General features: G+C 44.5%; 23 protein-coding genes and 4 tRNA genes. 4 read left to right on the top strand and 23 right to left on the bottom strand.

Translation table 11 applies throughout. The features are described 5' to 3' along the window. Positions 1–66: 66 nt before the first annotated feature. Positions 67–723, top strand: coding sequence for an undecaprenyl diphosphate synthase family protein (locus ACZ5NG_RS01565; protein ID WP_464252269.1), 657 nt, complete (start codon positions 67–69; stop codon positions 721–723). A gap of 46 nt (positions 724–769) precedes the next feature. On the opposite strand, the gene ACZ5NG_RS01560 is transcribed toward ACZ5NG_RS01565, so the two are convergent. The 7 genes from ACZ5NG_RS01560 to ACZ5NG_RS01530 form a co-directional block, all read right to left on the bottom strand. Continuing rightward, positions 770–898, bottom strand: a complete 129-nt coding sequence (locus ACZ5NG_RS01560; RefSeq protein WP_464252268.1) for a hypothetical protein — start codon at positions 896–898, stop codon at positions 770–772. Positions 899–939: 41 nt separating this feature from the next. After that, positions 940–1068: a hypothetical protein gene (locus ACZ5NG_RS01555; RefSeq protein WP_464252267.1), complete on the bottom strand. Its 129-nt coding sequence runs from the start codon at positions 1066–1068 to the stop codon at positions 940–942. A gap of 58 nt (positions 1069–1126) precedes the next feature. Beyond that, the gene (locus ACZ5NG_RS01550) at positions 1127–1252 is read right to left on the bottom strand and encodes a hypothetical protein (protein ID WP_464252266.1); all 126 of its coding nucleotides are present in this window, start codon (positions 1250–1252) and stop codon (positions 1127–1129) included. Between the two features lie 82 nt (positions 1253–1334). Then, complete coding sequence (locus ACZ5NG_RS01545) at positions 1335–1472, bottom strand: hypothetical protein (protein ID WP_464252265.1); 138 nt, start codon at positions 1470–1472, stop codon at positions 1335–1337. 156 nt (positions 1473–1628) lie between these two features. Continuing rightward, the gene (locus ACZ5NG_RS01540; protein WP_464252264.1) at positions 1629–2333 is read right to left on the bottom strand and encodes a zinc ribbon domain-containing protein; all 705 of its coding nucleotides are present in this window, start codon (positions 2331–2333) and stop codon (positions 1629–1631) included. A 76-nt stretch (positions 2334–2409) separates the two neighbouring features. Then, complete coding sequence (locus ACZ5NG_RS01535; RefSeq protein ID WP_464252263.1) at positions 2410–3528, bottom strand: Nif3-like dinuclear metal center hexameric protein; 1119 nt, start codon at positions 3526–3528, stop codon at positions 2410–2412. Then, positions 3512–4219, bottom strand: coding sequence for a tRNA (adenine(22)-N(1))-methyltransferase (locus ACZ5NG_RS01530; RefSeq protein ID WP_464252262.1), 708 nt, complete (start codon positions 4217–4219; stop codon positions 3512–3514). The genes ACZ5NG_RS01535 and ACZ5NG_RS01530 overlap by 17 nt, the downstream gene beginning before the upstream one ends. A 205-nt stretch (positions 4220–4424) precedes the next feature. Between ACZ5NG_RS01530 and ACZ5NG_RS01525 the strand changes: the two genes are divergently transcribed. After that, positions 4425–4724, top strand: a complete 300-nt coding sequence (locus ACZ5NG_RS01525) for a hypothetical protein (protein ID WP_464252261.1) — start codon at positions 4425–4427, stop codon at positions 4722–4724. A gap of 80 nt (positions 4725–4804) precedes the next feature. Here ACZ5NG_RS01525 and ACZ5NG_RS01520 read toward each other — a convergent pair. From ACZ5NG_RS01520 to ACZ5NG_RS01485, 8 genes are all read right to left on the bottom strand, one after another. Continuing rightward, a tRNA-Val gene (locus tag ACZ5NG_RS01520) sits at positions 4805–4880 on the bottom strand. Between the two features lie 7 nt (positions 4881–4887). Beyond that, positions 4888–4963: transfer RNA gene (locus ACZ5NG_RS01515), tRNA-Glu, on the bottom strand. Between the two features lie 21 nt (positions 4964–4984). After that, a tRNA-Ile gene (locus ACZ5NG_RS01510) sits at positions 4985–5059 on the bottom strand. Positions 5060–5072: 13 nt separating this feature from the next. Then, positions 5073–5147 (bottom strand) — tRNA-Asn (locus ACZ5NG_RS01505). A gap of 74 nt (positions 5148–5221) precedes the next feature. Next, on the bottom strand, positions 5222–6307 hold the full coding sequence (rpoD, locus tag ACZ5NG_RS01500; RefSeq protein WP_464252260.1) for an RNA polymerase sigma factor RpoD: 1086 nt from the start codon (positions 6305–6307) through the stop codon (positions 5222–5224). Positions 6308–6333: 26 nt separating this feature from the next. Then, the gene (dnaG, locus tag ACZ5NG_RS01495) at positions 6334–8100 is read right to left on the bottom strand and encodes a DNA primase (RefSeq protein ID WP_464252259.1); all 1767 of its coding nucleotides are present in this window, start codon (positions 8098–8100) and stop codon (positions 6334–6336) included. A gap of 201 nt (positions 8101–8301) precedes the next feature. After that, positions 8302–9324, bottom strand: coding sequence for a deoxyguanosinetriphosphate triphosphohydrolase (locus tag ACZ5NG_RS01490; protein ID WP_464252258.1), 1023 nt, complete (start codon positions 9322–9324; stop codon positions 8302–8304). A gap of 20 nt (positions 9325–9344) precedes the next feature. Continuing rightward, the gene (locus ACZ5NG_RS01485) at positions 9345–9956 is read right to left on the bottom strand and encodes a flavodoxin family protein (protein WP_464252257.1); all 612 of its coding nucleotides are present in this window, start codon (positions 9954–9956) and stop codon (positions 9345–9347) included. Between the two features lie 456 nt (positions 9957–10412). Between ACZ5NG_RS01485 and ACZ5NG_RS01480 the strand changes: the two genes are divergently transcribed. After that, positions 10413–11351 (top strand): methyltransferase, encoded by a 939-nt coding sequence (locus ACZ5NG_RS01480; protein ID WP_464252256.1) that lies wholly within the window; start codon positions 10413–10415, stop codon positions 11349–11351. Positions 11352–11410: 59 nt separating this feature from the next. On the opposite strand, the gene ppdK is transcribed toward ACZ5NG_RS01480, so the two are convergent. The 8 genes from ppdK to recO form a co-directional block, all read right to left on the bottom strand. After that, positions 11411–14068, bottom strand: coding sequence for a pyruvate, phosphate dikinase (gene ppdK / locus ACZ5NG_RS01475; protein ID WP_464252255.1), 2658 nt, complete (start codon positions 14066–14068; stop codon positions 11411–11413). A gap of 72 nt (positions 14069–14140) precedes the next feature. Beyond that, positions 14141–14974: a pyruvate, water dikinase regulatory protein gene (locus ACZ5NG_RS01470; protein WP_464253091.1), complete on the bottom strand. Its 834-nt coding sequence runs from the start codon at positions 14972–14974 to the stop codon at positions 14141–14143. Positions 14975–14993: 19 nt separating this feature from the next. Continuing rightward, positions 14994–15629 carry a helix-turn-helix transcriptional regulator gene (locus ACZ5NG_RS01465; RefSeq protein ID WP_464252254.1) on the bottom strand — a complete coding sequence of 212 codons (636 nt, stop codon included), beginning with the start codon at positions 15627–15629 and terminating at the stop codon, positions 14994–14996. Between the two features lie 116 nt (positions 15630–15745). Beyond that, a complete protein-coding gene (gene glyS / locus ACZ5NG_RS01460; RefSeq protein ID WP_464252253.1) occupies positions 15746–17824 on the bottom strand; it encodes a glycine--tRNA ligase subunit beta in 2079 nt (692 codons plus the stop codon). 1 nt (position 17825) lies between these two features. Beyond that, complete coding sequence (glyQ, locus tag ACZ5NG_RS01455) at positions 17826–18704, bottom strand: glycine--tRNA ligase subunit alpha (RefSeq protein WP_464252252.1); 879 nt, start codon at positions 18702–18704, stop codon at positions 17826–17828. Positions 18705–18718: 14 nt separating this feature from the next. Further along, positions 18719–19057: a tRNA-binding protein gene (locus tag ACZ5NG_RS01450; protein WP_464252251.1), complete on the bottom strand. Its 339-nt coding sequence runs from the start codon at positions 19055–19057 to the stop codon at positions 18719–18721. Positions 19058–19400: 343 nt separating this feature from the next. After that, complete coding sequence (locus tag ACZ5NG_RS01445) at positions 19401–19829, bottom strand: DUF4342 domain-containing protein (RefSeq protein WP_464252250.1); 429 nt, start codon at positions 19827–19829, stop codon at positions 19401–19403. A 24-nt stretch (positions 19830–19853) separates the two neighbouring features. Next, positions 19854–20633: a DNA repair protein RecO gene (gene recO / locus ACZ5NG_RS01440; RefSeq protein WP_464252249.1), complete on the bottom strand. Its 780-nt coding sequence runs from the start codon at positions 20631–20633 to the stop codon at positions 19854–19856. 127 nt (positions 20634–20760) lie between these two features. On the opposite strand from recO, the gene ACZ5NG_RS01435 reads away from it, so the two are divergent. Continuing rightward, the gene (locus tag ACZ5NG_RS01435; RefSeq protein WP_464252248.1) at positions 20761–21186 is read left to right on the top strand and encodes a ferritin-like domain-containing protein; all 426 of its coding nucleotides are present in this window, start codon (positions 20761–20763) and stop codon (positions 21184–21186) included. The last annotated feature ends 42 nt before the right edge of the window (positions 21187–21228 follow it).

The following is a 21228-nucleotide window of genomic DNA, read 5'->3' as shown; positions in this document are numbered from 1 at the left end:
TATTTAGCCTTATATTGTAAATATTAACAAATAACGCAATTAACAATCATATTTTATGAGGTGCCTATGCAACAAAAGTTTAAACGCCTCCCCAAACATATTGGCATAATCCCGGACGGAAACCGACGCTGGGCTGCAAAAAAGGGATTACCCAAAGAAGCCGGTTATAAATATGGAATTGACCCTGGCTTTACTTTATATGAAATGTGTTTGGAGCTGGGAATCCCGGAAGTGACATTTTACGGCTTTACAGTAGATAATACTAAGCGCCCGGCCGTCCAAAAAAAAGCATTTCAAAAAGCCTGTGTAGAGGCGGTATATAAACTGGCTAACCGTGACGCAGCCTTACTTGTTATCGGCAATACCGAATCACCCCAATTCCCCCGTGAGCTGCTGCCTTTTACCACACGGCAGACTTTCGGTAAAGGTTTAATTAAAATAAACTTTTTGGTTAATTACGGTTGGAAGTGGGATCTTACTTACGGTATTCAAAACAAAGCAACCGACGGCACTCTGCAAAACTCAATCGCATCAAGGGATATCTCACGCATAGACTTAATTATTCGTTGGGGCAACCGCAGAAGGTTAAGCGGTTTCTTGCCGGTGCAATCAATTTATGCCGACTTTTTCGTAGTTGAAGATCTGTGGCCGGATTTTCAGCCCGATCACTTATATCAGGCCTTGCGCTGGTACGAAAAACAGGATATTACACTGGGAGGATAAAATAAGACCTCACGGGCAATCGTGAGGTCTTATTCTTTAAAGGCTATTACTTTTCAGCACCGTAATAGCCGCCATAGCCGCCGTAACCGTATCCGGAACCAAAGACCAATAAAATCAGAATCAAGAAGATGATAAAAGATGGATAATTAGGATATCCGCCTCCGTACCAGCCCATATATGCATGCCTCCTTTTATTATTTATGACATTACGCGGAATCACTTTTCAACACCGTAATAGCCGCCATAGCCGCCGTAACCGTATCCGGAACCGAAGACCAACAAAATCAGGATCAAGAAGATGATAAAAGATGGGTAGTTGGGATATGCTCCGCCATACCAGCCCATATATACATGCCTCCCTTTATCATTTGACTAAAGCTTTAGCTGTTATATAATTGCACCTTTATTTTTCAGCGCCGTAATAGCCACAAGGGCCGTAGCCATAACCGGAACCAAACACCAACAATACCAGAATTAAGAAGATGATAAAAGATGGATAATTAGGATATCCGCCATAATAACCACCCATACATAACTACCTCCTTTTTATTATTTGTGACATTATATTGCATGTTACTTTAAGGTGTTACAACTTCCTAAAAATTTTTGCCCTAACAACGATGGCCGGGATGATAGGCAGAGCCAAATACCAGCAGGATTAATATCAAGTAAATAATGAAAGACGGGTAAACGGGATATTGCTGGCCTCCGCCGCCCGGATAATCACAGCCGGCACCGTAGTAGCCCATGATATCTGCCTCCTTGTTTTTAATGTTCATGACATTATATGGCATGTTAATAAGTTTTGTTACAAATGTGCTTAAAAAATATCCAACAACCTTAATGAAGTCAGAGATACAAAAAACCACCTGCCTAAAAGGCAAGTGGTTAAAATGTAAGCCGCCTTATTCCATAAATATCAGCCGCCCGCAATGGTCGCACTGAACAAACTCTTTTGCTTTTAATTCCCTTAGTTTGTCATATGTCAAAACTAACCTACAGCCGCCGCACACACCGTTTACTACTTTAGCTACCGGCTTTTTCTTTTCTTTTTTTAATGCTAAATACAATTCCAGTGCATCTTTCCTTACTTGCTGATATTTATTCTCCTTACTGCTGCATAATTTGCTTAACTCTTCTTTTAACTGCCGCTGTTGCCGAGAATATTCTTCTCGGACGGTGTGAAACAATGTTTTTAGTTTCTGTAAGTTTTCTGCCGCCTGACTCAATGAATATTTTAGTTTGTCCTGTTTTTCTAATAGGCATAAACCTTGTTCCTCATGTACTGATATTTTTTGCTTAATTTTATCTATTTGTGTTTGGACACCGGCAATTTCTTTTATGCTGTTCATTTGACCGCCGTAAAGTTTGTTGTTGAGGGCGGCCAGTTCTTGGTCTTGGGTTCGCAGCCTGTCTTCCAACTGCTTTATTTCGTTTTTTAGAAAATTATATTCTGCTTGTAAACAGTCAAACTTGGCTTGTTCGTCCTGAATATCTTTTTTAACCTGCCTCAGCCGCCCAACCAATTCGTTATTTTTCATTAACCTTTCTAGCTCAAACTGAGCCGTCTCCAATTCCTGAATGTCCCATAATTGTTTAACAACCTTCATCTTAACGCCTCCCTAAATTAAAATAACGGCTGAACCGATAAAAAAATAAGATGAGGCAATTCCATACAACCTCATCTTAATAATAATCAAAAGTATCTTTTTGATTTTTTGCGACAACAATTTGCACCTCACAATTAAGTTCGGCACAGCGGGCAGTCAAGTAATCATATAATCTATCCACTGCCGGTCGTTCAGTTGCGAAATGTCCGGCATCGATAAAAGACATGCCGGCGGCCAATATATCCTGAGCGGTGTGATATTTAATGTCACCGGAAATATAGACGTCCGCACCCTTCATGGCAGCTGCCCGCCACAACTCACCTGCAGAACCTCCGCATACTGCCACTTTTTTCACCGTTTTACTTGCTTGCCCGCCCGCTTTTATCGCTTTCAGACCTAACAATTGCTTTATGTGCTGCACAAGCTGCTCGAAAGTAGTTTCTGAGGGCAAGTAGCCAATCCTGCCCAAGCCATAGGCAGCACCTTGGTTGTTTAACGGATACAAGTCATAGGCCACTTCTTCATAAGGATGGGCTGATATCATCCCTTTGATTACTTCTGACAGCTTTTCTGCCGGAACAATTGTTTCTAAGCGTGCCTCTTCAACTTCTTCCAGCCTACCTTGTGCCCCAATGTAAGGGTTGGTACCTTCTAGCGGACGAAAAGTGCCGATACCGGTGGTATGAAAGGTACAATCACTGTAATTGCCAATCCATCCCGCTCCTGCTTTACCTAAAGCGGTTCTTACCTCCTCTAAGTGGCCCAACGGAACAAATACCACCAGCTTAAAATATTTTTGCTCTCCGGTAGGATGTAATACAGAAACATTTTCCAAGCCGATTTTTTCGGCCAATACACAGTTTACCCCGCCATCGGCAATGTCTAAATTAGTGTGCGCAGCATACACCGTAATCTCGTGTTTTAACAATTCGGCAATGATTTTTCCCTTTGGGGTATCGGCATCAATATTTTTAATTCCTTTCATTAACAGCGGGTGATGAGTGATCACCAAATCTATTTTGTTTTCTATGGCTTCCTGCAAAACATCCCTGTCTAAGTCCAGTGTTAACATAATCCGTTTAACCTCAGCAGTTGGCCGGCCAACTTGCAGTCCGACATTATCCCAATCTTCAGCCAAGCCTTTAGGAGCAAGCTCCTCTATGATCTTAAAAATATCTTTATTTTTTACCGACATTCTCAGCTACCTCCTTTAAGGCCTGTAATCTATCTTTTATTTCTTTAACTTTTTTTTGCGCCTCATGCCTGTTGCTGCGGGATAACCCCTGTAATATTAAAGAATATTTCTCTTCCAGCTTGTTGATTAAAAGCGGCAATAACGGATGCTTTTTTTCAATTAACCTGGGGCCAAGCTCTAAAACTTCTGCAGCATATAACCGCTCTTGTCCCGGCCGGCAGACAATAATACTGTACAAGCGGCCGTCTTCCAGTACCAGGGTTTCATCAGACAAGCACCAGCCGTTGGTAATTAGCCAACGCCTTAAACTCTCTTCATCGCCCATAGGCTGTAACACCAATATCTCAATTTCCTTTAAGACCTCAGGGGATTGCTCTAATATTTTTACTATAGTGTTGCCGCCCATGCCGGCAATAACTGCCACCTGAGCCTCACCCGGCTGCAGTACGCTCAAGCCGTCACCTAAACGCAGCTTAATTTGGGAACTCAATCCGTTAGCAAGCACATTTCTTCTGGCCGCTTGCAGCGGTTTCTCTTTAACATCACAAGCAAAAACCAACGGACATCGACCTGATTTTACCAAATAAACAGGCAGATAGGCATGATCCGTGCCAATATCGGCAACAACTTTCCCTTGGGGTATAAATTTACTGATTGCTAAAAGTCGATGGGATAAACTTTTCTCATTCATGGTTATATACTTCTCCAAAGTAGGTTAATTTACCTTTTCTGATTAAATAATATTACTCTCTATAAACTTAACCAGATCATGTAACATTTTGCCAACAATGGCAATATCTTATACTGTATGGGCATAAGAGTTTTTATGTCTTTTGGCAATGGGTTCAGTTTAGTAGGGCAGGTAAGTTAACTAAGTGAGATAAGGAGGATGCAACATGAGGCAGGCTAAACCCAGACAGGGTTACGGTGGTTGGGGAGGCGGTTATTATTACGACCCCTGGTACGGCAGACCGGGGTACGGCAGGCCGGGGTACGGTCGGCCCGGATATGGCAGGCCGGGATATGGTTGGCCGGGGTACGGTCGGCCCGGATATGGCAGGCCGGGATACGGTCGGCCCGGATATGGCAGGCCGGGATATGGTTGGCCGGGCTACGGCAAGCCGGGATACGGCCGACCGGGGTACGGTTGGCCGGGCTACGGTGGTTGGAATAATCCATGGGACGATGACGACTGATATGTTTTCGCAAACTGTAAGTGGGTAAAGAAAAGGCGGTTTCTTATGAAAAAACCCTGCAGAAAAACTGCAGGGTTTTTTGGTGGGCGATGACAGGCTCGAACTGCCGACTTCCTGCTTGTAAGGCAGGCGCTCTCCCAGCTGAGCTAATCGCCCGGATTTATGGTGACCCCTACGGGATTCGAACCCGTGTTACCGCCGTGAAAGGGCGGTGTCTTAAACCACTTGACCAAGGGGCCATAGACTTTAATATACTTTTTTGGTGGGCCCACTAGGATTCGAACCTAGAACCAGCCGGTTATGAGCCGGATGCTCTACCGTTGAGCTATGGGCCCTAAACATAAATATTGGCTCCTCGAGTAGGATTCGAACCTACAACCTACCGGTTAACAGCCGGTTGCTCTACCGTTGAGCTATCGAGGAGCGCCATCGGCAACTATTATTATACCCATTTCATGTGGTTAGGTCAATACTTTTTTAATGTCAATTTATAGTTTTTAGTCCAAATAATCCTTCAGTTTTTTACTACGGCTGGGATGTCTTAATTTGCGTAAAGTTTTTGCTTCTATTTGACGAATGCGTTCCCGGGTAACACCAAATTGCTGACCTACTTCTTCCAGTGTCCGTGCCCGGCCGTCATCAAGGCCAAAGCGCAGCCGCAGTACTTTTTGCTCTCTGTCAGTCAAGGTATGCAGCACATCATCCAGCTGTTCTCGCAGCAAAGTATAGGATGCTTCCTCTGCCGGCGCTTTCGCGTCATGGTCTTCAATAAAATCACCCAAATGGGAATCTTCTTCTTCACCAATCGGTGTTTCCAGAGATACCGGTTCTTGAGCGATTTTCATTATCTCGCGAACTTTTTCCTCTGAAATACCCATTTCTTTAGCAATTTCCTCCGGCAAAGGCTCCCGTCCCAATTCTTGCAGTAATTGACGGGAAACGCGAATTAACTTGTTTATTGTTTCCACCATGTGTACCGGAATACGAATTGTTCGCGCCTGATCGGCAATCGCTCTGGTAATGGCTTGCCTAATCCACCAAGTGGCATAGGTGCTAAACTTAAAGCCCTTAGTGTAGTCAAATTTCTCAACGGCTTTAATTAATCCCAAATTGCCTTCTTGAATTAAGTCCAAAAACAGCATGCCCCGGCCAACATAGCGCTTGGCAATGCTGACTACCAAGCGAAGGTTGGCTTCCGCCAATCTTCTTTTAGCTTCTTCATCGCCTTGCTGCATTCTTTTGGCCAATTCTACCTCTTCTTCTGCCGTCAAAAGCGGAATACGCCCAATTTCTTTTAGATACATGCGCACGGGATCATCTATGCCTACGCCTTCCGGCACAGTTAAATCTACATCTTCATCATGTTCTTCTTCATGGTGATCATCAACTCTTTCCAGATCACTGGCATCGGGCACAACTTCTATTCCGTTGCTGGCCAGTTTTTCATAGATATCATCAATTTGCTCAGGTGTTAAGTCTACGCCCTGCAAAGTATCCATTACTTCTTTATAAGTAAGGGCTCCACGCTTTTTCCCTTTGGACATTAGTTCCTTAAAATATTCTTGAGTTTGTTCTTCCCGCATGTCTCTTCCCCCCTCTAGGGCAAATCTTAATTCGTTTTTTGGTGAAATTGCTGCAATTCCATCAATAACTTTGTGGCGAGTTGCTGGTTTCCCTGACTTTCCGCTTCTTTAAGTCGGTACAATATTTGCTCCTCTTGCTTTTTACGAGCTACTTCTTTCATTGTTTTAATACAATCGCAAAGTATCTCAACGGAATTTTCTCCGGGTATTTCCTCTGTTAACAGCCTGCTGAAAAGGCGCTGACTGCCTTCATCCATTTTTGACATCAATTGCACCGGGTTTTTCAATTCATCACCGTTACTTTGCAGCAGCAAGTTAAAAATGCCTTGTAAATTTTTATTTTGAAAGTAATCGGCCTTAATTTCTTGTTTTGCTATTGAAAAAAGATTATAATCTGATAATATTAAGCCAAGAACCAAATACTCGGCTTGGTGCGCAGCGTCTACTGGCTTTATAGTATATGTATTTTTGGCGTAGTTATCCGTTTTTTGCCAAATTTCATGCCCTTTTGCTCTAAATCTTTTTAACTCACTGATAACTACTTCCCAGCTTATATTTAAAGCAAGCGATACTTTTTTAATGTTTTCTTCACGTTCCACCGGGTCTTTAATGTTAGACAAGTTGGGCAGAACTTGTCTAAGCACAGATACTTTTTCGGCAACCGATGTAGGAACTCCTTTTTTCAATGCGGTGTATAATTTATAATCAATTAAATTGTACGCCTGTTTAATTAATTCGTTCCAAGCTGCCACACCATTAGCTCTGATAAATTCATCAGGGTCTTTACCTTGAGGAATTTGTAAAATTTTGACCCTGCACCCAAGCTCCTGAATTAAATCTAAACTTCTAAGGGCAGCTTTTATTCCGGCTGCATCGGCATCATAAGCAACCACTATTTCTTCGGTATAACGCATTAGCAGCTTTATTTGTTCCCGGGTTAATGCAGTACCCATAGACGCCACTACATTTTTTATGCCGCGCTGATGAGCGGCGATAACATCCATATAACCTTCTACTACCACTGCATAACCCTGTTGGCGGATTGCTCCTTTCGCCAAATGCAATCCGTACAGCAAATGCCTTTTGTTAAAATAATCTGTTTCCGGTGTATTTAAATACTTGGGGTTGCTGTCATCCAGTGCCCGGCCGCCAAAACCCACTGTTCTTCCGGCAGCGTCACAAATAGGCAGCATTAACCGGTTTCTAAAGCGATCATAGTAACTGTTGCCCTGTTGGTTTTTAATAATCAAACCCAATGATTCCAGTTCGCTTATCTGACAACCTTTCGATAAGAAGTATTTTATTAGGTTATCCCAACCGGAAGGTGCGTAACCGATTTGGAAAGCTTGAACCGCTTCATCGGATACCCCGCGATTTTTTAAATAGTTTCGGGCCCTTTGCCCTCGCGGAGTGAAAAGTAATTTATGGTATAGCTTGCCTGTAGCGGCAATGATACGGTATTCCCTTTGCTGTTTGCTTTGTTTAGACCTGTTATATCTATCCGGTATCAACACCCCTACTTTTTGTGCTACCAGGCGAACGGCCTCGGGAAAGCTTAGCCCGTCTTTAAGCATAAAAAATTTAAATACATCGCCGCCGACGTTACAGCCAAAGCAGTAAAAAATCTGTTTTTCCGGAGTCACACAAAAAGAAGGCGTGTCTTCCTGATGAAAGGGGCAAATGCCAAAGTACTTTGTACCTCGCTTTTTCAGCAAAACATATTCGGAAATAATCTGCGTGATATCAGCCTTTTGTAATATCTCTTCCACCACTTCGTCAGGAATATAACCCATAAATATATCTCCCAACTAAGCTAACGTTAATGAAAAATTCGATAGGACAGATTATATTTCCTCCTTTAAGGTATTTTCACAAGAAGTTATTCTAATCTTTAGTTACGGTTGTGTATAAGTTCGCTATTGCTTTCTATTTTCCTTCCTCTATTCGACAGTTTTTATTTTAATTTAACCCATGTTTAATATTATTACCATATTTTAGAACATGTTAAACCTATCATCTTTATCCAGCCAGGGACTGGGAACAAAAAATTTTTGATAGACACGAATGGCGTAGCGATCCGTCATTCCGGCAATATAGTCGGCCACCACCCGACTAAGGGGTTCCGCTTTGGCGGCTTGTTGGAACTCAACCGGCAGAGCCTCCGGATATTCCATAAAGTACTTAAATAACTGCTTAACCACCAATTGGGCTTTAACTTCTTCCTTTTTAGCCTCTGAACCAACATAAACATGCTGAAACAGGAATGTGCGCAGTTCATCCATCGCCTTTTTTATCTCATCGCTCATCATTATTTTGTCTTTTCCCATGCTGTTATTAATTAAATCCATCACCATGGTATTTATTCTTTCTGCGTGCTTATCACCAAGCACCTTTCGACAGTTTTCAGGCAGCATCTCTATCTTTAACAAACCGCCCCGCAAGGCATCATCTATATCGTGGTTAATGTAAGCAATACGGTCGGCATACCTGACAACCTGCCCTTCCAGCGTTGCCGGCAGCTTATCACCGGTATGATGCAATATTCCGTCCCGCACTTCCCAGGTCAGATTTAAGCCTTTGCCGCCTTCTAACTTATCAACCACTCTTAAGCTTTGTTCGTTATGTTTAAACCCTTGAGCATAAACTTCCGCTAACGCGGCTTCACCGGCATGCCCAAAGGGCGTATGCCCCAGATCGTGCCCTAAGGCAATGGCTTCTGTCAAATCTTCGTTTAATCGCAGCGCCCGGGAAATAGTGCGGGCTATTTGGGCAACCTCTAAGGTATGAGTTAGCCTGGTGCGATAATGATCTCCTTCGGGAATCATAAATACCTGAGTTTTATGTTTTAAACGGCGAAAACTTTTCGAATGAATAATCCGATCCCGATCCCGCTGAAAAGCCGTCCGCACCGCACAGGGCTTTTCCGGTTTCAGTCTTCCGCGGCTCGCCGAACTCACCGTAGCAAAGGGCGATAATGTTGTTTCTTCCATTTCTTCGGTAAAGCGTCGAATTTGCATTCGCTCACTTCCAATCAGGTTTACAACCCTCGATGATGATTTCTCAACTCAGCGGTAGCTCTCGCTACTGCCAGCACGCGTTTCGCCAATATACGCGTACACTTTATGGCATTGTGATCATCATAAGCGGGTTTCTGCGCACAAGCGGCCTGATGGCCGGCGCCGTCGGCATAAAAGCTGCTTCCTACCACCGTCATTCCGTGAGTATACATAATTTCATGCAAGGCCCGGGCGGTACTTTCCTGCCCGCCAAAACGTGATGAACCGTTGGTAACCGCCGCACCGACCACGTCAACCAATGCTTTGTCTTTTCGCAAAGCTCTGGTCTTATCCCAAAAAGCTTTCATTTGAGCGGTTAATGTGCCAAAATACACCGGGCTGCCTAAAATAATGCCATCCGCCCGCCGCAGTTCGTTAAAAATCTCTTCCAATAAAGTACCTTGATAACACACCCCGCTGCAGGGAGTAGAACAACAAATACAAAAAGGATGTTTTGCTTGAGCTATTGCCGGAGATATATGATATAGTTTAGTTTCCACACCTTCACTTTCAATTGTTTTTAGGGCCTCTTTAAGTAAAAATGCTGTATTCCCGTCAGCATGGGGACTACCGTTAAGAGCAACGATAAACATTTTCCGTTCCCCTTTCGCTGTGAATTTTGTTTGATTTCGGTTTATTCAATCTATGCCTTGAAAAGGGGGATTATACCTAGATTGAAAAACAACTGCCCCTTTAGCCCGTGCTTACTTTGCTGACGGAAAAACACTGTCAACCAACTTAATTATTGTTCGACAAAAGAATAAAATTTCCTGCAAGATCAAAAAAGTGCCTTTAATGCCCCTTTTAATTGGGTATGGATGTTTTTTATTTTCATGCCCAGAAGGAATTCATGAATACGTCGACTTTCTCTAAAAGATTGCGCTTTTTAACCTTTTTAGCGGTTATATATTTGGCTTATTTGTGGTATTTATTTATGGAATTGTTGCCACCAAAACCGATTGCAAAATGATTTAAAAAATAAAGTTATTCCGGCTGAAGAAAGGCTATAGAACCGGCGATTAAAAAATTAAAAGAAGGAGGTTTTTTACATGCCTAACATCGACAGCTTTTATTTGCAGCAGGAATTTTTAATAGTAGGGGCGGCTGTGCAAGTAGGGTTATTTGATGCTATAAAGGATAATCCATTAACTTTAGAAGAATTATCTAAGCGCACCGCAACTGACCGGCGGGCTTTATGGACGGTAACCGAGGCTTTAATAGCATTAGGCTACTTAGAGTATCAAGGGGACAAGATAAAACTTACCGAAGAAGCCTACTCCCTTTTTTATGATCAAAACAGTAGCAATTACACCGGTTTTTCATTTATGCATGCCTATAATTTAATCTCTGTCTGGCTGAAATTGCCTGAGGTTTTGAAAAGCGGCAAGCCTGTCCCGAAAAAAGAAGACCCTGAAGCATTAAAGGCCTTTATTACGGCAATGAGTCACTATCCCCGGAAAAGGGCGGCTGATATTGTCAAACACTGTTTAAAAGGCCTGCCGAAAAACCCCCGGGTTCTTGATGTGGGGGGAGGTCCCTTAACCTACGCCACTGCTTTTGCCCAACAAGGCGCTGTCGTTACCGTCTTGGATTTGCCTAAAGTAATAGACATGATGAAGCCTAAAGTTAATCCTCAGCTGCCTATAAACATGGTAAAAGGTGATTTTACCGTCGGACTGCCCAAAGGGCCCTTTGATCTTGTTTACCTGGGTAATGTATGCCATATCTACGGTGAAAAAGAAAACCGAAAACTGTTTTCTGATGCGGCAAATGAACTGGTTAGCGGTGGGCGAATAGTAATTAATGATCTTATCCGCGGCACCGGGCCAAAACCGGCGCTGTTTGCCGTTAACATGCTGTTAAATACCGCATCCGGAGGAACATGGACCTTTGAGCAGTATAAAACATGGCTTCAGGATGCCGGCTTCTCCCCCCCGCATTTTGCAGAGGTGGGCAAAAATCAACTAATCATAGCTACAAAACAATAATTCTTGAATAAAAAAACAGGGTACTGTGGCAAACAGTACCCTGTTTTTTCATATTCGCCTTATTTTGATTGCAGTTTTTCTTTAGCGGCAGCACGAGCGGCAGCTAAGCGGGCAATAGGTACCCGGTAAGGTGAACAGCTTACGTAATCCAAGCCAATTTCATGGCAGAATTCCACTGAACTGGGTTCACCGCCATGCTCACCGCAAATACCGATTAGCAGATCAGGACGCTCCTTGCGGCCTAATTCTATTCCTATACGCATTAATTTACCTACACCTTTACGATCTAACACCGCAAATGGGCTTTCCTGCAATATTTTGTGTTCGACATAATCATACAGGAATTTGCCCTCGGCGTCATCGCGGGAAAAGCCAAATGTCGTTTGGGTCAAGTCATTAGTGCCGAATGAGAAAAACTCCGCCTGACGGGCAATCTCATCAGCTAACAGCGCCGCTCTGGGCAGTTCAATCATTGTACCTACTGTGTACTCAAAAGTAACGTTGCTTTCTTTCTGTACTTGTTCAGCTGTTTTAACAACTAATTCTTTCAGAAAAGCAAGTTCTTTTTCTTCCATTACCAGCGGTATTTCTACCTCTGGGAATACTTGATAACCTTCTTTTATTAGCTGGGCAGTCGCTTGGAAAATAGCCCGGGCCTGCATCTCATAAATTTCCGGGAAGGTAATTCCTAAGCGGCAGCCGCGGTGCCCCAGCATCGGGTTGAATTCCGACAGTGAACGCACTTTGCGCAGCATTTCTTCTTTTTCTTGAATTACTTCTTTATCTCCGCCGGTTAATTTCAGTGTAGTAATTTCCACAAGTAACTCTTCGGCGTTAGGCAAAAACTCATGCAACGGCGGATCTAAAAGGCGGATGCAAACAGGCAGCCCCTGCATGGCCTTTAAGATACCGTAGAAGTCATTCTGCTGCATTGGCAGCAGCTCATCTAAGGCCGCTTGCCTTTCTTCAGCAGTTGTCGCCAGGATCATCTTTTGCACAATGGGCAGGCGGTCTACAGCCATAAACATGTGCTCAGTACGGGTTAAGCCAATGCCCTGGGCCCCAAATTCTCTTGATTTAGCCGCATCTTCCGGTGTGTCCGCATTTGCCCGCACTTGCAATGTACGAATTTCATCAGCTATGTTGAGCAGTTTTTGAAATTCCGGCGACAGTTCGGGTTCAATCATCGGCACTTCCCCTAAAATTACCCGACCGGTACTGCCGTCAATGGTAATAATGTCACCTTCTTTTACTACTACATCGCCTACTCTAAATTCTTTTTGCGCATAATCTATTTTTATCGCTTCACACCCGGACACACAGGGCTTACCCATCCCCCGGGCAACTACCGCTGCATGGCTGGTCATGCCGCCCCGTGAGGTAAGCACACCCTGGGCAGTAACAATTCCGTGAATATCATCGGGCGTGGTTTCCATTCTTACTAATAATACCTTTTCTCCTTCTTGGCCTAATTTTTCAGCCAAATCAGCGTCAAACACTACTTTACCCGAACCGGCACCCGGTGAAGCCGGCAGACCTTTAGCCAGCACCTCCAATTCGGCGTTGGGGTCAATGCGCCGGTGCAGCAGTTGATCGAGCTGTTCGGGTTCTACTCTTAAGACCGCTTCTTCTTTGCTAATTAAGCCTTCTTCAAGCATATCTACGGCAATTTTAATCGCTGCTTGCGCAGTGCGTTTTCCGTTGCGGGTTTGCAGCATCCATAGCTTGCCGCGTTCAATTGTAAATTCAATGTCCTGCATATCACGATAATGCTTTTCCAGCAGCACGCAGGTTTCGGCAAACTGACGGTAAACATCCGGCATTTCCTGCTCTAATTTGGCAATTGGCTGCGGAGTGCGAATGCCGGCCACTACGTCTTCACCTTGGGCATTGGTTAAGTACTCACCGTATAAAACTTTCTCCCCGGTAGCAGGGTTGCGGGTAAAAGCTACGCCTGTACCGCAATCGTCACCCATGTTGCCGAAAACCATTGTTTGCACATTAACGGCCGTGCCTAAGTCATCAGGTATTTTGTTCACCTTGCGGTAAACTATTGCTCTGTCGTTGTTCCAAGAATTAAAGACGGCATAAATGGCTTGGAATAACTGTTTTATGGGGTCTTGCGGGAAAGGCTCACCGGTTTCGCTTTTAATAATCCCTTTATACTGTTCAATAACTACCTGCCAGTCTTCCGCAGTTAATTGGTTATCATACTGCAAATTGCGGATTTCTTTTTGTCTTTCCAAAACTGCTTCGAATTTGTAGTGTTCAATACCCAGAACAACATCGCCAAACATTTGTAAAAAGCGGCGGTAGCAGTCATAGGCAAATCTCTTGTTGCCGGTGGAAGCCGCCAAGCCCTCGACGGTAGTATCGTTTAAACCTAAGTTTAATACGGTATCCATCATACCCGGCATAGATATTACCGCCCCGGAACGAACCGAAACCAACAGGGGGTTGTCGGGATCACCAAACTTTTTACCAATCTTTTGTTCCAATTCTTTTATTTTTTCAATTACCTGTTCCTCCATGCCCGCCGGGAACTGCTTGTTCAATTTATAAAACTCATTACAAGCCTCGGTGGTAATAATAAAACCGGGGGGCACAGGCAGACCGATATTGGTCATTTCGGCCAAGTTAGCACCTTTACCGCCTAACAGGCCTTTCATTTCAGCCTTTCCTTCATCAAACATGTACACATACTTAGGTGTAGTCATGATTTCCTAATTCCTCCCCAGAAATAATGTTGGTTAGCGGCTGTTACCAGTACTGTGGCGCTGAATTCTGCATTAACGGTTATTCCGCAGGCCGCGGTAGTATAACTCCAGGACTTTGCTTGCGGTTTCCTCTACTGCTTTATTAGTTACGTCAATTACTGTACAGCCAATTTTTTTCATTATTTTCTCAGCATATTCAAGCTCCTTTAATATCCGTTCCATACTGGCGTAATCGGCATTTGATGTCAAGCCAAGGGTTTTCAGTCTCTCCTGGCGGATAATATTCAACTGCTGCGGACGGATAGTTAATCCGATTACTTTATTGGTGGGCAGCTCAAATATTTCTTCCGGCGGAGAGACTTCAGGCACCAATGGAACGTTAGCAGCTTTAATACGCTTATTAGCCAAATACATGCACAGCGGTGTCTTGGAAGTACGGGAAACACCTAATATAACTAAGTCTGCCTTCAGAATGCCTCTTGGATCTTTGCCGTCATCATACTTGACCGCAAATTCAATTGCTTCTACCCGGCGAAAATATTCTTCATCCAATCGGCGCACCAAACCGGGCTCTAATTTGGGCGGTTTCTGAGTAATCAATGTCAAGGCATCAATTATCGGACCCATAATATCAATTACCGGAATATCATATTTTTTAGCCTCTTGAATCAAAACATCTTTTAATTCCGGAAGTACTAAAGTATAAACTATAATACTGTTATTTGTCGCCGCTTCCGCAACCACATCAATGATGTCCGTTACTTCATTGGCATAGGGTACACGCTGAATTTCAACGCCCCCGTGATTAAACTGGCTGACAGCGGCTCTTACTACCAGTTCTGCCGTTTCTCCAACAGAATCTGATAATATATAAATTCTGGGTGTAGAACTATCTAACGTGCTAATGGCAAACTCCCCCTAGCTATTATTCTTCGCCCAGTTCTACAAACAGTCGCACAATATTGGTCTTGGTAAACCGACCAATCACTTCATAACCTGCATCCTTCGATCCGGCAGATACCGGGCGAACCACCGGCAGGCAGTCTACTTCATGAGTGATGATTTTACGGGCTGCCAGCCAAACAGAGTCGTCTGGTTCGGCACAAACCACGTTTGGCATCCTGGTCATAATTACGCCTACCGGTAACTTATGAATATCTTGACCACCGATCGTGACTTTTAAAAAATCTTTTCGGGAGATTACTCCTTCCAGCCTTCCTTGTTCACTGACCACAATTAAGGTACCCACGTCTTCGATAAACATTGTTACGATAGCATCGTATACAGAACAACTTTCACTGACAACTATCGGAACAGACTTGACTTCTCCCACTTTGGTTTTCTTTAGTTTTTCAGCCACCATCCGCTGGGGTGATTTGCCGCTATAAAAATAGCCCACCCGCGGCCTGGCTTCTAAATAACCGGTCATGCTTAAAATTGCCAAATCCGGTCGCAATGTTGCTCTGGTTAAATCAAGCTTTTGAGCAATGCGTTCACCGGTTATTGGACCTTCTTCTTTTACGATCTGCAATATTTTTTCCTGCCGTGGGGTCAGTTCCATTCAATCACCCCTCAAGTAAATGTGACATACTAATTTATATTTGATATAACTTAAAAAATCCCTCCTTTTTAAAAAATTTTTTCTTATTGTATACTGTATTTTTTTATTAAGGGGCTTTAAGCTACAATTTTTGAAAAATCAGCCACTAATTTCATCTTTTGGGCCAGCTTATAGAGTAACGCTAAGCGATTGTTGCGCACTTGTTCGTCATCAACCATTACCATTACCTGTTCAAAAAATCGGTTAATTGGTCCTAATAGGCTGACTATTTCTTTTAAAACAGCGGCATAATCCTTTTGCTGCATATATTGATCCGCCGCGGCACTAAAAGTGTTATACTTTTGGTACAATTCTTTTTCCGCCGCTTCCATAAGCAGCTCTTCTTTAATCTCGCCGCCGGCAAAGTTTTTAGCTAAATTGTTGGCCCGGTTAAATACCGTCAATAAGTCGTCAAATTCGGGATGAGTGCGAAATTCCGTTAAAGCCTGACCGCGATACCAAGCATCGGCAATGTGATCAAAACCTGCCGCCAGCACGGCATCAATGGTATCGTAAGAAAGACCGCGCTCGCTGAATATCCCTTTAATCCGCTGTTTGAAAAATTCCAGCAGTTCTTTAATTAGTGCCGACTGACTTAATTTTAATTCTACGCTGCCGTGATAGCCGTTATACGCGGCAGTGATAATTTGGGTTAAAGAAACCGGCAGTTCAGCATTTAAAATTATATTGCTGATACCTAAGGCCTGCCTTCTCAAGGCGTAAGGATCTTGAGAACCGGAAGGCTTAATGCCGATAGCAAAACAGCCCACAATACTGTCTAACTTATCGGCGATACTTAAAAGCCTGCCGGGTAGCGTTTGCGGCAGTTCATCGTCGGCAAAGCGGGGCAAATAATGTTCGTAAATTGCCTGCGCCACTGCGGGATTTTCACCGTTCCTTAAGGCATACTCCCGCCCCATAATACCCTGCAGTTCGGGAAATTCATATACCATATTGGTAACTAAGTCTGCCTTGGCCAGTTTAGCTGCCCGGTTGATCACCCCTCTTTGCTCGGCATGGGCGTTTAATTCTTCAGCTAAATACCCGGCCAGTTTAGCAACCCGCTCTGCCTTTTCATAAACGGTGCCCAGGGATTCTAGCCAAACCACTTTCTTTAAACCGTCAACTTTGTCGGCCAGCGGTGTTTTTAAATCTTCCTCGAAGAAAAACTTAGCATCCGCCAGGCGCGCGGAAAGCACTTTTTCATTGCCGGATGTCACGATATCCAAATGCCGGTCGGTGCCGTTGCGTACGGCAATAAACTTAGGCATCAGGCGGCCCTGATCGTCCAGTACCGGAAAATACCGCTGGTGCTCACGCATCGGTGTCACGATTACTTCAGCGGGCAGTTCTAAATATTCCTCGGCAAAGCTGCCCATTAAAGCTGTTGGGTACTCCACTAAATTAGTCACTTCTGTCAACAACTTTTCATCGTATTCCACCTTACCGCCCACTGTTGCCGCTAAGTCCTGCACTTGCTGCCAAATTACCTGCCGGCGCTTTTCAACGTCCACCATTACATAGCCCTGTTCCACCACGGCAAAGTAATCTTCCGCACTGGCTACTTTAAGGGGCCCGTCACTTAGGAAGCGGTGACCGTAAGTAAAGCGATTGCTGGCCTGATCCGCAACCGTAAAAGGCACAACATCACTGCCAAACAAAGCCAGTATCCAGCGGATTGGCCGGGCAAAGCGAAAATCAAGGTTGCCCCACTTCATCGGCTTGGGAAAGTACAAGCCGGATACCAGCTGCGGGGCCGCCTCTGCCAGCACCTTTTCTGCCGGACGGCCCTCTTCTTTGATCACTGCATACATGTAATCTACATTCTTTATTTGGCGGGTAACCAAGTCTTCTACCGCCACCCCCTGCCCGCGGGCAAAACCCAGCACCGCTTTAGTGGGATTGCCGTCAGCATCAAAGGCCACTTTTTTTGCCGGCCCTTTTACTTCTTTTACCAGTGGTGCCTGTTTTTCATCCATCTGCCGCACATACAGCACCAAGCGGCGGGGGGTGCCGTAAGTGTTGATCTCTTGATAGTTTAAACGCAATTCTTGCAAGCTTTTAGCGGCCAGCTCTTTCAGTTGTTTTAGCGCCGGATTAATAAACCGCGCCGGTATCTCCTCGGTGCCTATTTCCAATACAAAGTCTTTAGCCATGTTATTTTGCCTCCTTCTTCAGCAAGGGATAGCCTAATTTTTCGCGCTGTTCAACATAAACATGAGCACATTTTCTGGCTAAATTGCGCACGCGGCCGATGTAAGCGGTGCGCTCAGAAACACTGATCGCGCCGCGGGCATCAAGCAGGTTAAAAGTATGGGAGCACTTTAATACATAATCATATGCAGGCAAGACCAAACCTTTTTCGAGAATCTTCAAAGCCTCTTTCTCATACATGTCAAACAATTTAAAAAGCATTTCTGTATCGGCAACTTCAAAATTGTAAACCGAGTGTTCTACTTCCCCCTGATGGTGCACGTCACGGTACTTAACACCGTCTACCCACTCAATGTCAAAAACATTGTTTACCCCTTGAATAAACATCGCTAAACGTTCCAAGCCATATGTGATCTCAGCGGAAACCGGCTTGCAGTCAATGCCGCCGCACTGTTGAAAATAGGTAAATTGGGTTATTTCCATGCCATCCAGCCAAACTTCCCAGCCCAGTCCCCAGGCGCCCAGTGTGGGAGACTCCCAGTTATCTTCCACAAAGCGGACGTCATGTTGCGCCGGGTCAATGCCGATAGCGCGCAAACTGTCCAGATAGATTTCAATAACGTCATCCGGCGACGGCTTTAGGATCACCTGGTATTGATAGTAATGCTGCAGCCGGTTGGGGTTTTCTCCATATCTGCCGTCAGTGGGGCGGCGGGACGGTTCCACATAAGCCACCCGCCAAGGTTCCGGACCCAAGGCCCTTAAAAAGGTAGCCGGGTTCATCGTGCCGGCACCCTTTTCGATATCATAGGGTTGTTGAATAATACATTTTTGTTCAGACCAAAAGTTATTTAAAATTTGAATCAATTGTTGAAAATTCATTTGCGTTTGCCTCCTTAACATATTCGCAGTCCCTTTTCTACCGGACGTTCAGGTTGCAACAGCACAACCGAACCGTCCTTTTGCATTGCGCCCAGCACCAACACCTCAGACATAAACCGGGCTATCTGCCGGGGCGGAAAATTGACCACGGCCACTACTTGGCGGTTTAACAAATCATCCTTGGAATACAGGTCGGTTATTTGCGCACTGGATTTTTTCACCCCTACTTCGGCACCGAAATCTATCCACAGCTTATAAGCCGGTTTGCGTGCCTCCGGGAAGTCTTCAACCTTAATCACCGTGCCCACCCGAATATCCACTTGAAAAAAATGTTCAACCGTAACCTGAGACATTTCCTTTCCTCCTTTATACCTTATATACAACAAAAACCCCTCGCCCCGGCATAATGCCAGGGACGAGAGGTTCCTCCCGCGGTTCCACCCTGATTGGCCTTAAAATTACAAGGCCCACTTTATAATTGCAGGTTTTACTCACCGCTGCCGTTTGTTGAAAAACAAAGGCTTCGGCTTTCCTCCTGCGGCTTGGGAATCCCTTTCGTAACAGTTGTTTTACCGGGCTCACACCGTCCCCGACTCGCTGAAAAAACAGCTCTGCACTACTTTTTCCCGCATCGCCATTCAATATGTAGTTATATAGAAAGAATTTTAGCAAAATCAGCAGTCAATTGTCAACATTTTACTGATAATAGCGGTAGTCAAAAGCATCTTGTGCCGAAAGCCTTTCCGGCCGCTTAACTTCTATTGTATAGTTATTTACCATGGCGGCAACGGCACCTACCGCCCCCAGTACCGCCAGTTCAGTGCTGTACAAGGCCCCCAACAGCCCCATTACCCCAACGGTGGCCGGAAATTCGCAAACTGTGCGTCCGTCCTTTTTGATTTCAATGCGCGTACTTTGCCCTTTGCCAAACAGGTGGCGCACCTGCCCGGCCATATCTTTGCTGCGATGGCGAATTTTTTCGTGCAGGTGAAGGTTGCGCTCTTCCAACTGCACCAAGGCCTGTACAACATCTCCCCCTGCTTCTTCCAGAGCATTGCGCGCCTCTTTATAACTGACACCAAGACGGGCCCGAATAATATCGATTTTTTCTAACTCGCTGGTCATAAGTTTTACACCTCCTGTAAACTATTAATATTTACCCCCAAAATGAGCACTTTTATGCAGTACTTCCAGGAAATCCAGCGCTTTGGCCCGCCTTTCTAAGTGATGTTTTGCCAAATTATGCAAAAGCCGCTTTACTTCCTGATATGTGGCCTGCGGGGGGGTCAGCCGGGTTAGCCCACCGGGCTTGGTGACGATAAGCTGTTTTAACAAGTCTAAGCTTTGCGGAGTTAAAAAATAAAGCTTTGTATCCACAGACCGGCAGTGATCACAAAGCAGCCCGCCTTGACTGAGGCTAAAACTTATTTTACCGCTAATTGCCGCACCGCAATTAACACAACAGTTTAGCTCCGGCAAGTAACCCAACAAGCCCAGCATTTTTATTTCAAACCCGCTGACCAATATTTCGGCCGCCGCTAAATCCGTTTCCGGTTGATTAAGCCACTTTAAACCGGTTAACAGCAAAATAAAAAGGGGTTCATTGGGTTCGTTTTCTGCATTTAACCCATCTACCAGTTCACAAAGATAAGAAGCCCAGGCGAGCTTCTCTAAATTTTGGCGCAAGTGGTCAAAATAAGTGATGCTTTCCGCTTGCGTAACGGAATCCAACTCTTTCCCTTTATATAAAAGCAGCTGAGAATGACACAAGGGCTGTACCGCACCGCGCTTGCGGCTTTTTGCTTTGCTCACCCCATGAGCCACTACCCGCTGTTTGCCCCGCTCCCGGGAAAAAATTGTAATGATCTTATCTGCCTCGCGCATTGTTTTCGCCCGCAAAATAATCGCTTCTACCTTATATGCCCTCAATTTCGCACCTCATTAAGTTTGAAATGCTATAAAAAATATTCAACAAAACCGATTTGTTTCCTTGCATTATAATTTCTTTCCCTGCGGGAAAAATACCATTGAAAACAATAACGGGAGGTTATAACCAATGGAGTTAAACTTTGCAACGGAAATTAAGTTGGGTGTTACCAAAGGCACTGCAGTGGAACAAGACGTTAAAGAGAACTTTAACGGTGAAAACTGGGAAGTGGGCTGGTATCTGGCCGCAGCCCGGCAAGCACAAAGGGAAGGTTATCCGGAAATAGGTGAATATTTAATTAGAGTGGCTTGGGAAGAAGCCATGCATGCCGCCCGCTTTGCCGAACTAAACGGAGAAATTTCCGCCAGCACTAAAGAAAACCTGCAAAATGCCATTAAAGGCGAACAAAAATCCAATCAGATGAAACGGGAATCCGCTGTAAAAGCAAAACAAGAAAATATTGATGAAGCCCATGATTTCTTTGATGAAGCGGCCAAAGATGAAGCCAGACATGCCCGGGGATTAAAAGGCCTATTAGAACGCTATTTTTCATAGTTAAAGGGGCGCGGTTAAAGCGCCTCTTTAACTATGTGAGCA

It is taken from the genome of Desulfovectis peckii, from assembly GCF_055391705.1.
This window is presented reverse-complemented; position numbering and strand designations above follow the sequence as displayed.

Coding starts and splice junctions, on each gene's coding strand:
- ACZ5NG_RS01465 (WP_464252254.1), bottom strand. CDS start 15,629: ATGGAACTGACCCCACGGCAGGAAAAAATATTGCAGATCGTAAAAGAA.
- rpoD (WP_464252260.1), bottom strand. CDS start 6,307: ATGCGGGAAGAACAAACTCAAGAATATTTTAAGGAACTAATGTCCAAA.
- ACZ5NG_RS01535 (WP_464252263.1), bottom strand. CDS start 3,528: ATGTCGGTAAAAAATAAAGATATTTTTAAGATCATAGAGGAGCTTGCT.
- ACZ5NG_RS01450 (WP_464252251.1), bottom strand. CDS start 19,057: ATGTCTCAGGTTACGGTTGAACATTTTTTTCAAGTGGATATTCGGGTG.
- ACZ5NG_RS01560 (WP_464252268.1), bottom strand. CDS start 898: ATGGGCTGGTACGGAGGCGGATATCCTAATTATCCATCTTTTATCATC.
- ppdK (WP_464252255.1), bottom strand. CDS start 14,068: ATGACTACACCTAAGTATGTGTACATGTTTGATGAAGGAAAGGCTGAA.
- ACZ5NG_RS01490 (WP_464252258.1), bottom strand. CDS start 9,324: ATGCAAATTCGACGCTTTACCGAAGAAATGGAAGAAACAACATTATCG.
- ACZ5NG_RS01525 (WP_464252261.1), top strand. CDS start 4,425: ATGAGGCAGGCTAAACCCAGACAGGGTTACGGTGGTTGGGGAGGCGGT.
- ACZ5NG_RS01445 (WP_464252250.1), bottom strand. CDS start 19,829: ATGACCAGCGAGTTAGAAAAAATCGATATTATTCGGGCCCGTCTTGGT.
- ACZ5NG_RS01565 (WP_464252269.1), top strand. CDS start 67: ATGCAACAAAAGTTTAAACGCCTCCCCAAACATATTGGCATAATCCCG.
- ACZ5NG_RS01550 (WP_464252266.1), bottom strand. CDS start 1,252: ATGGGTGGTTATTATGGCGGATATCCTAATTATCCATCTTTTATCATC.
- ACZ5NG_RS01545 (WP_464252265.1), bottom strand. CDS start 1,472: ATGGGCTACTACGGTGCCGGCTGTGATTATCCGGGCGGCGGAGGCCAG.
- ACZ5NG_RS01485 (WP_464252257.1), bottom strand. CDS start 9,956: ATGTTTATCGTTGCTCTTAACGGTAGTCCCCATGCTGACGGGAATACA.
- glyS (WP_464252253.1), bottom strand. CDS start 17,824: ATGGCTAAAGACTTTGTATTGGAAATAGGCACCGAGGAGATACCGGCG.
- glyQ (WP_464252252.1), bottom strand. CDS start 18,704: ATGAATTTTCAACAATTGATTCAAATTTTAAATAACTTTTGGTCTGAA.
- dnaG (WP_464252259.1), bottom strand. CDS start 8,100: ATGGGTTATATTCCTGACGAAGTGGTGGAAGAGATATTACAAAAGGCT.
- ACZ5NG_RS01480 (WP_464252256.1), top strand. CDS start 10,413: ATGCCTAACATCGACAGCTTTTATTTGCAGCAGGAATTTTTAATAGTA.
- ACZ5NG_RS01435 (WP_464252248.1), top strand. CDS start 20,761: ATGGAGTTAAACTTTGCAACGGAAATTAAGTTGGGTGTTACCAAAGGC.
- ACZ5NG_RS01530 (WP_464252262.1), bottom strand. CDS start 4,219: ATGAATGAGAAAAGTTTATCCCATCGACTTTTAGCAATCAGTAAATTT.
- ACZ5NG_RS01540 (WP_464252264.1), bottom strand. CDS start 2,333: ATGAAGGTTGTTAAACAATTATGGGACATTCAGGAATTGGAGACGGCT.
- ACZ5NG_RS01555 (WP_464252267.1), bottom strand. CDS start 1,068: ATGGGCTGGTATGGCGGAGCATATCCCAACTACCCATCTTTTATCATC.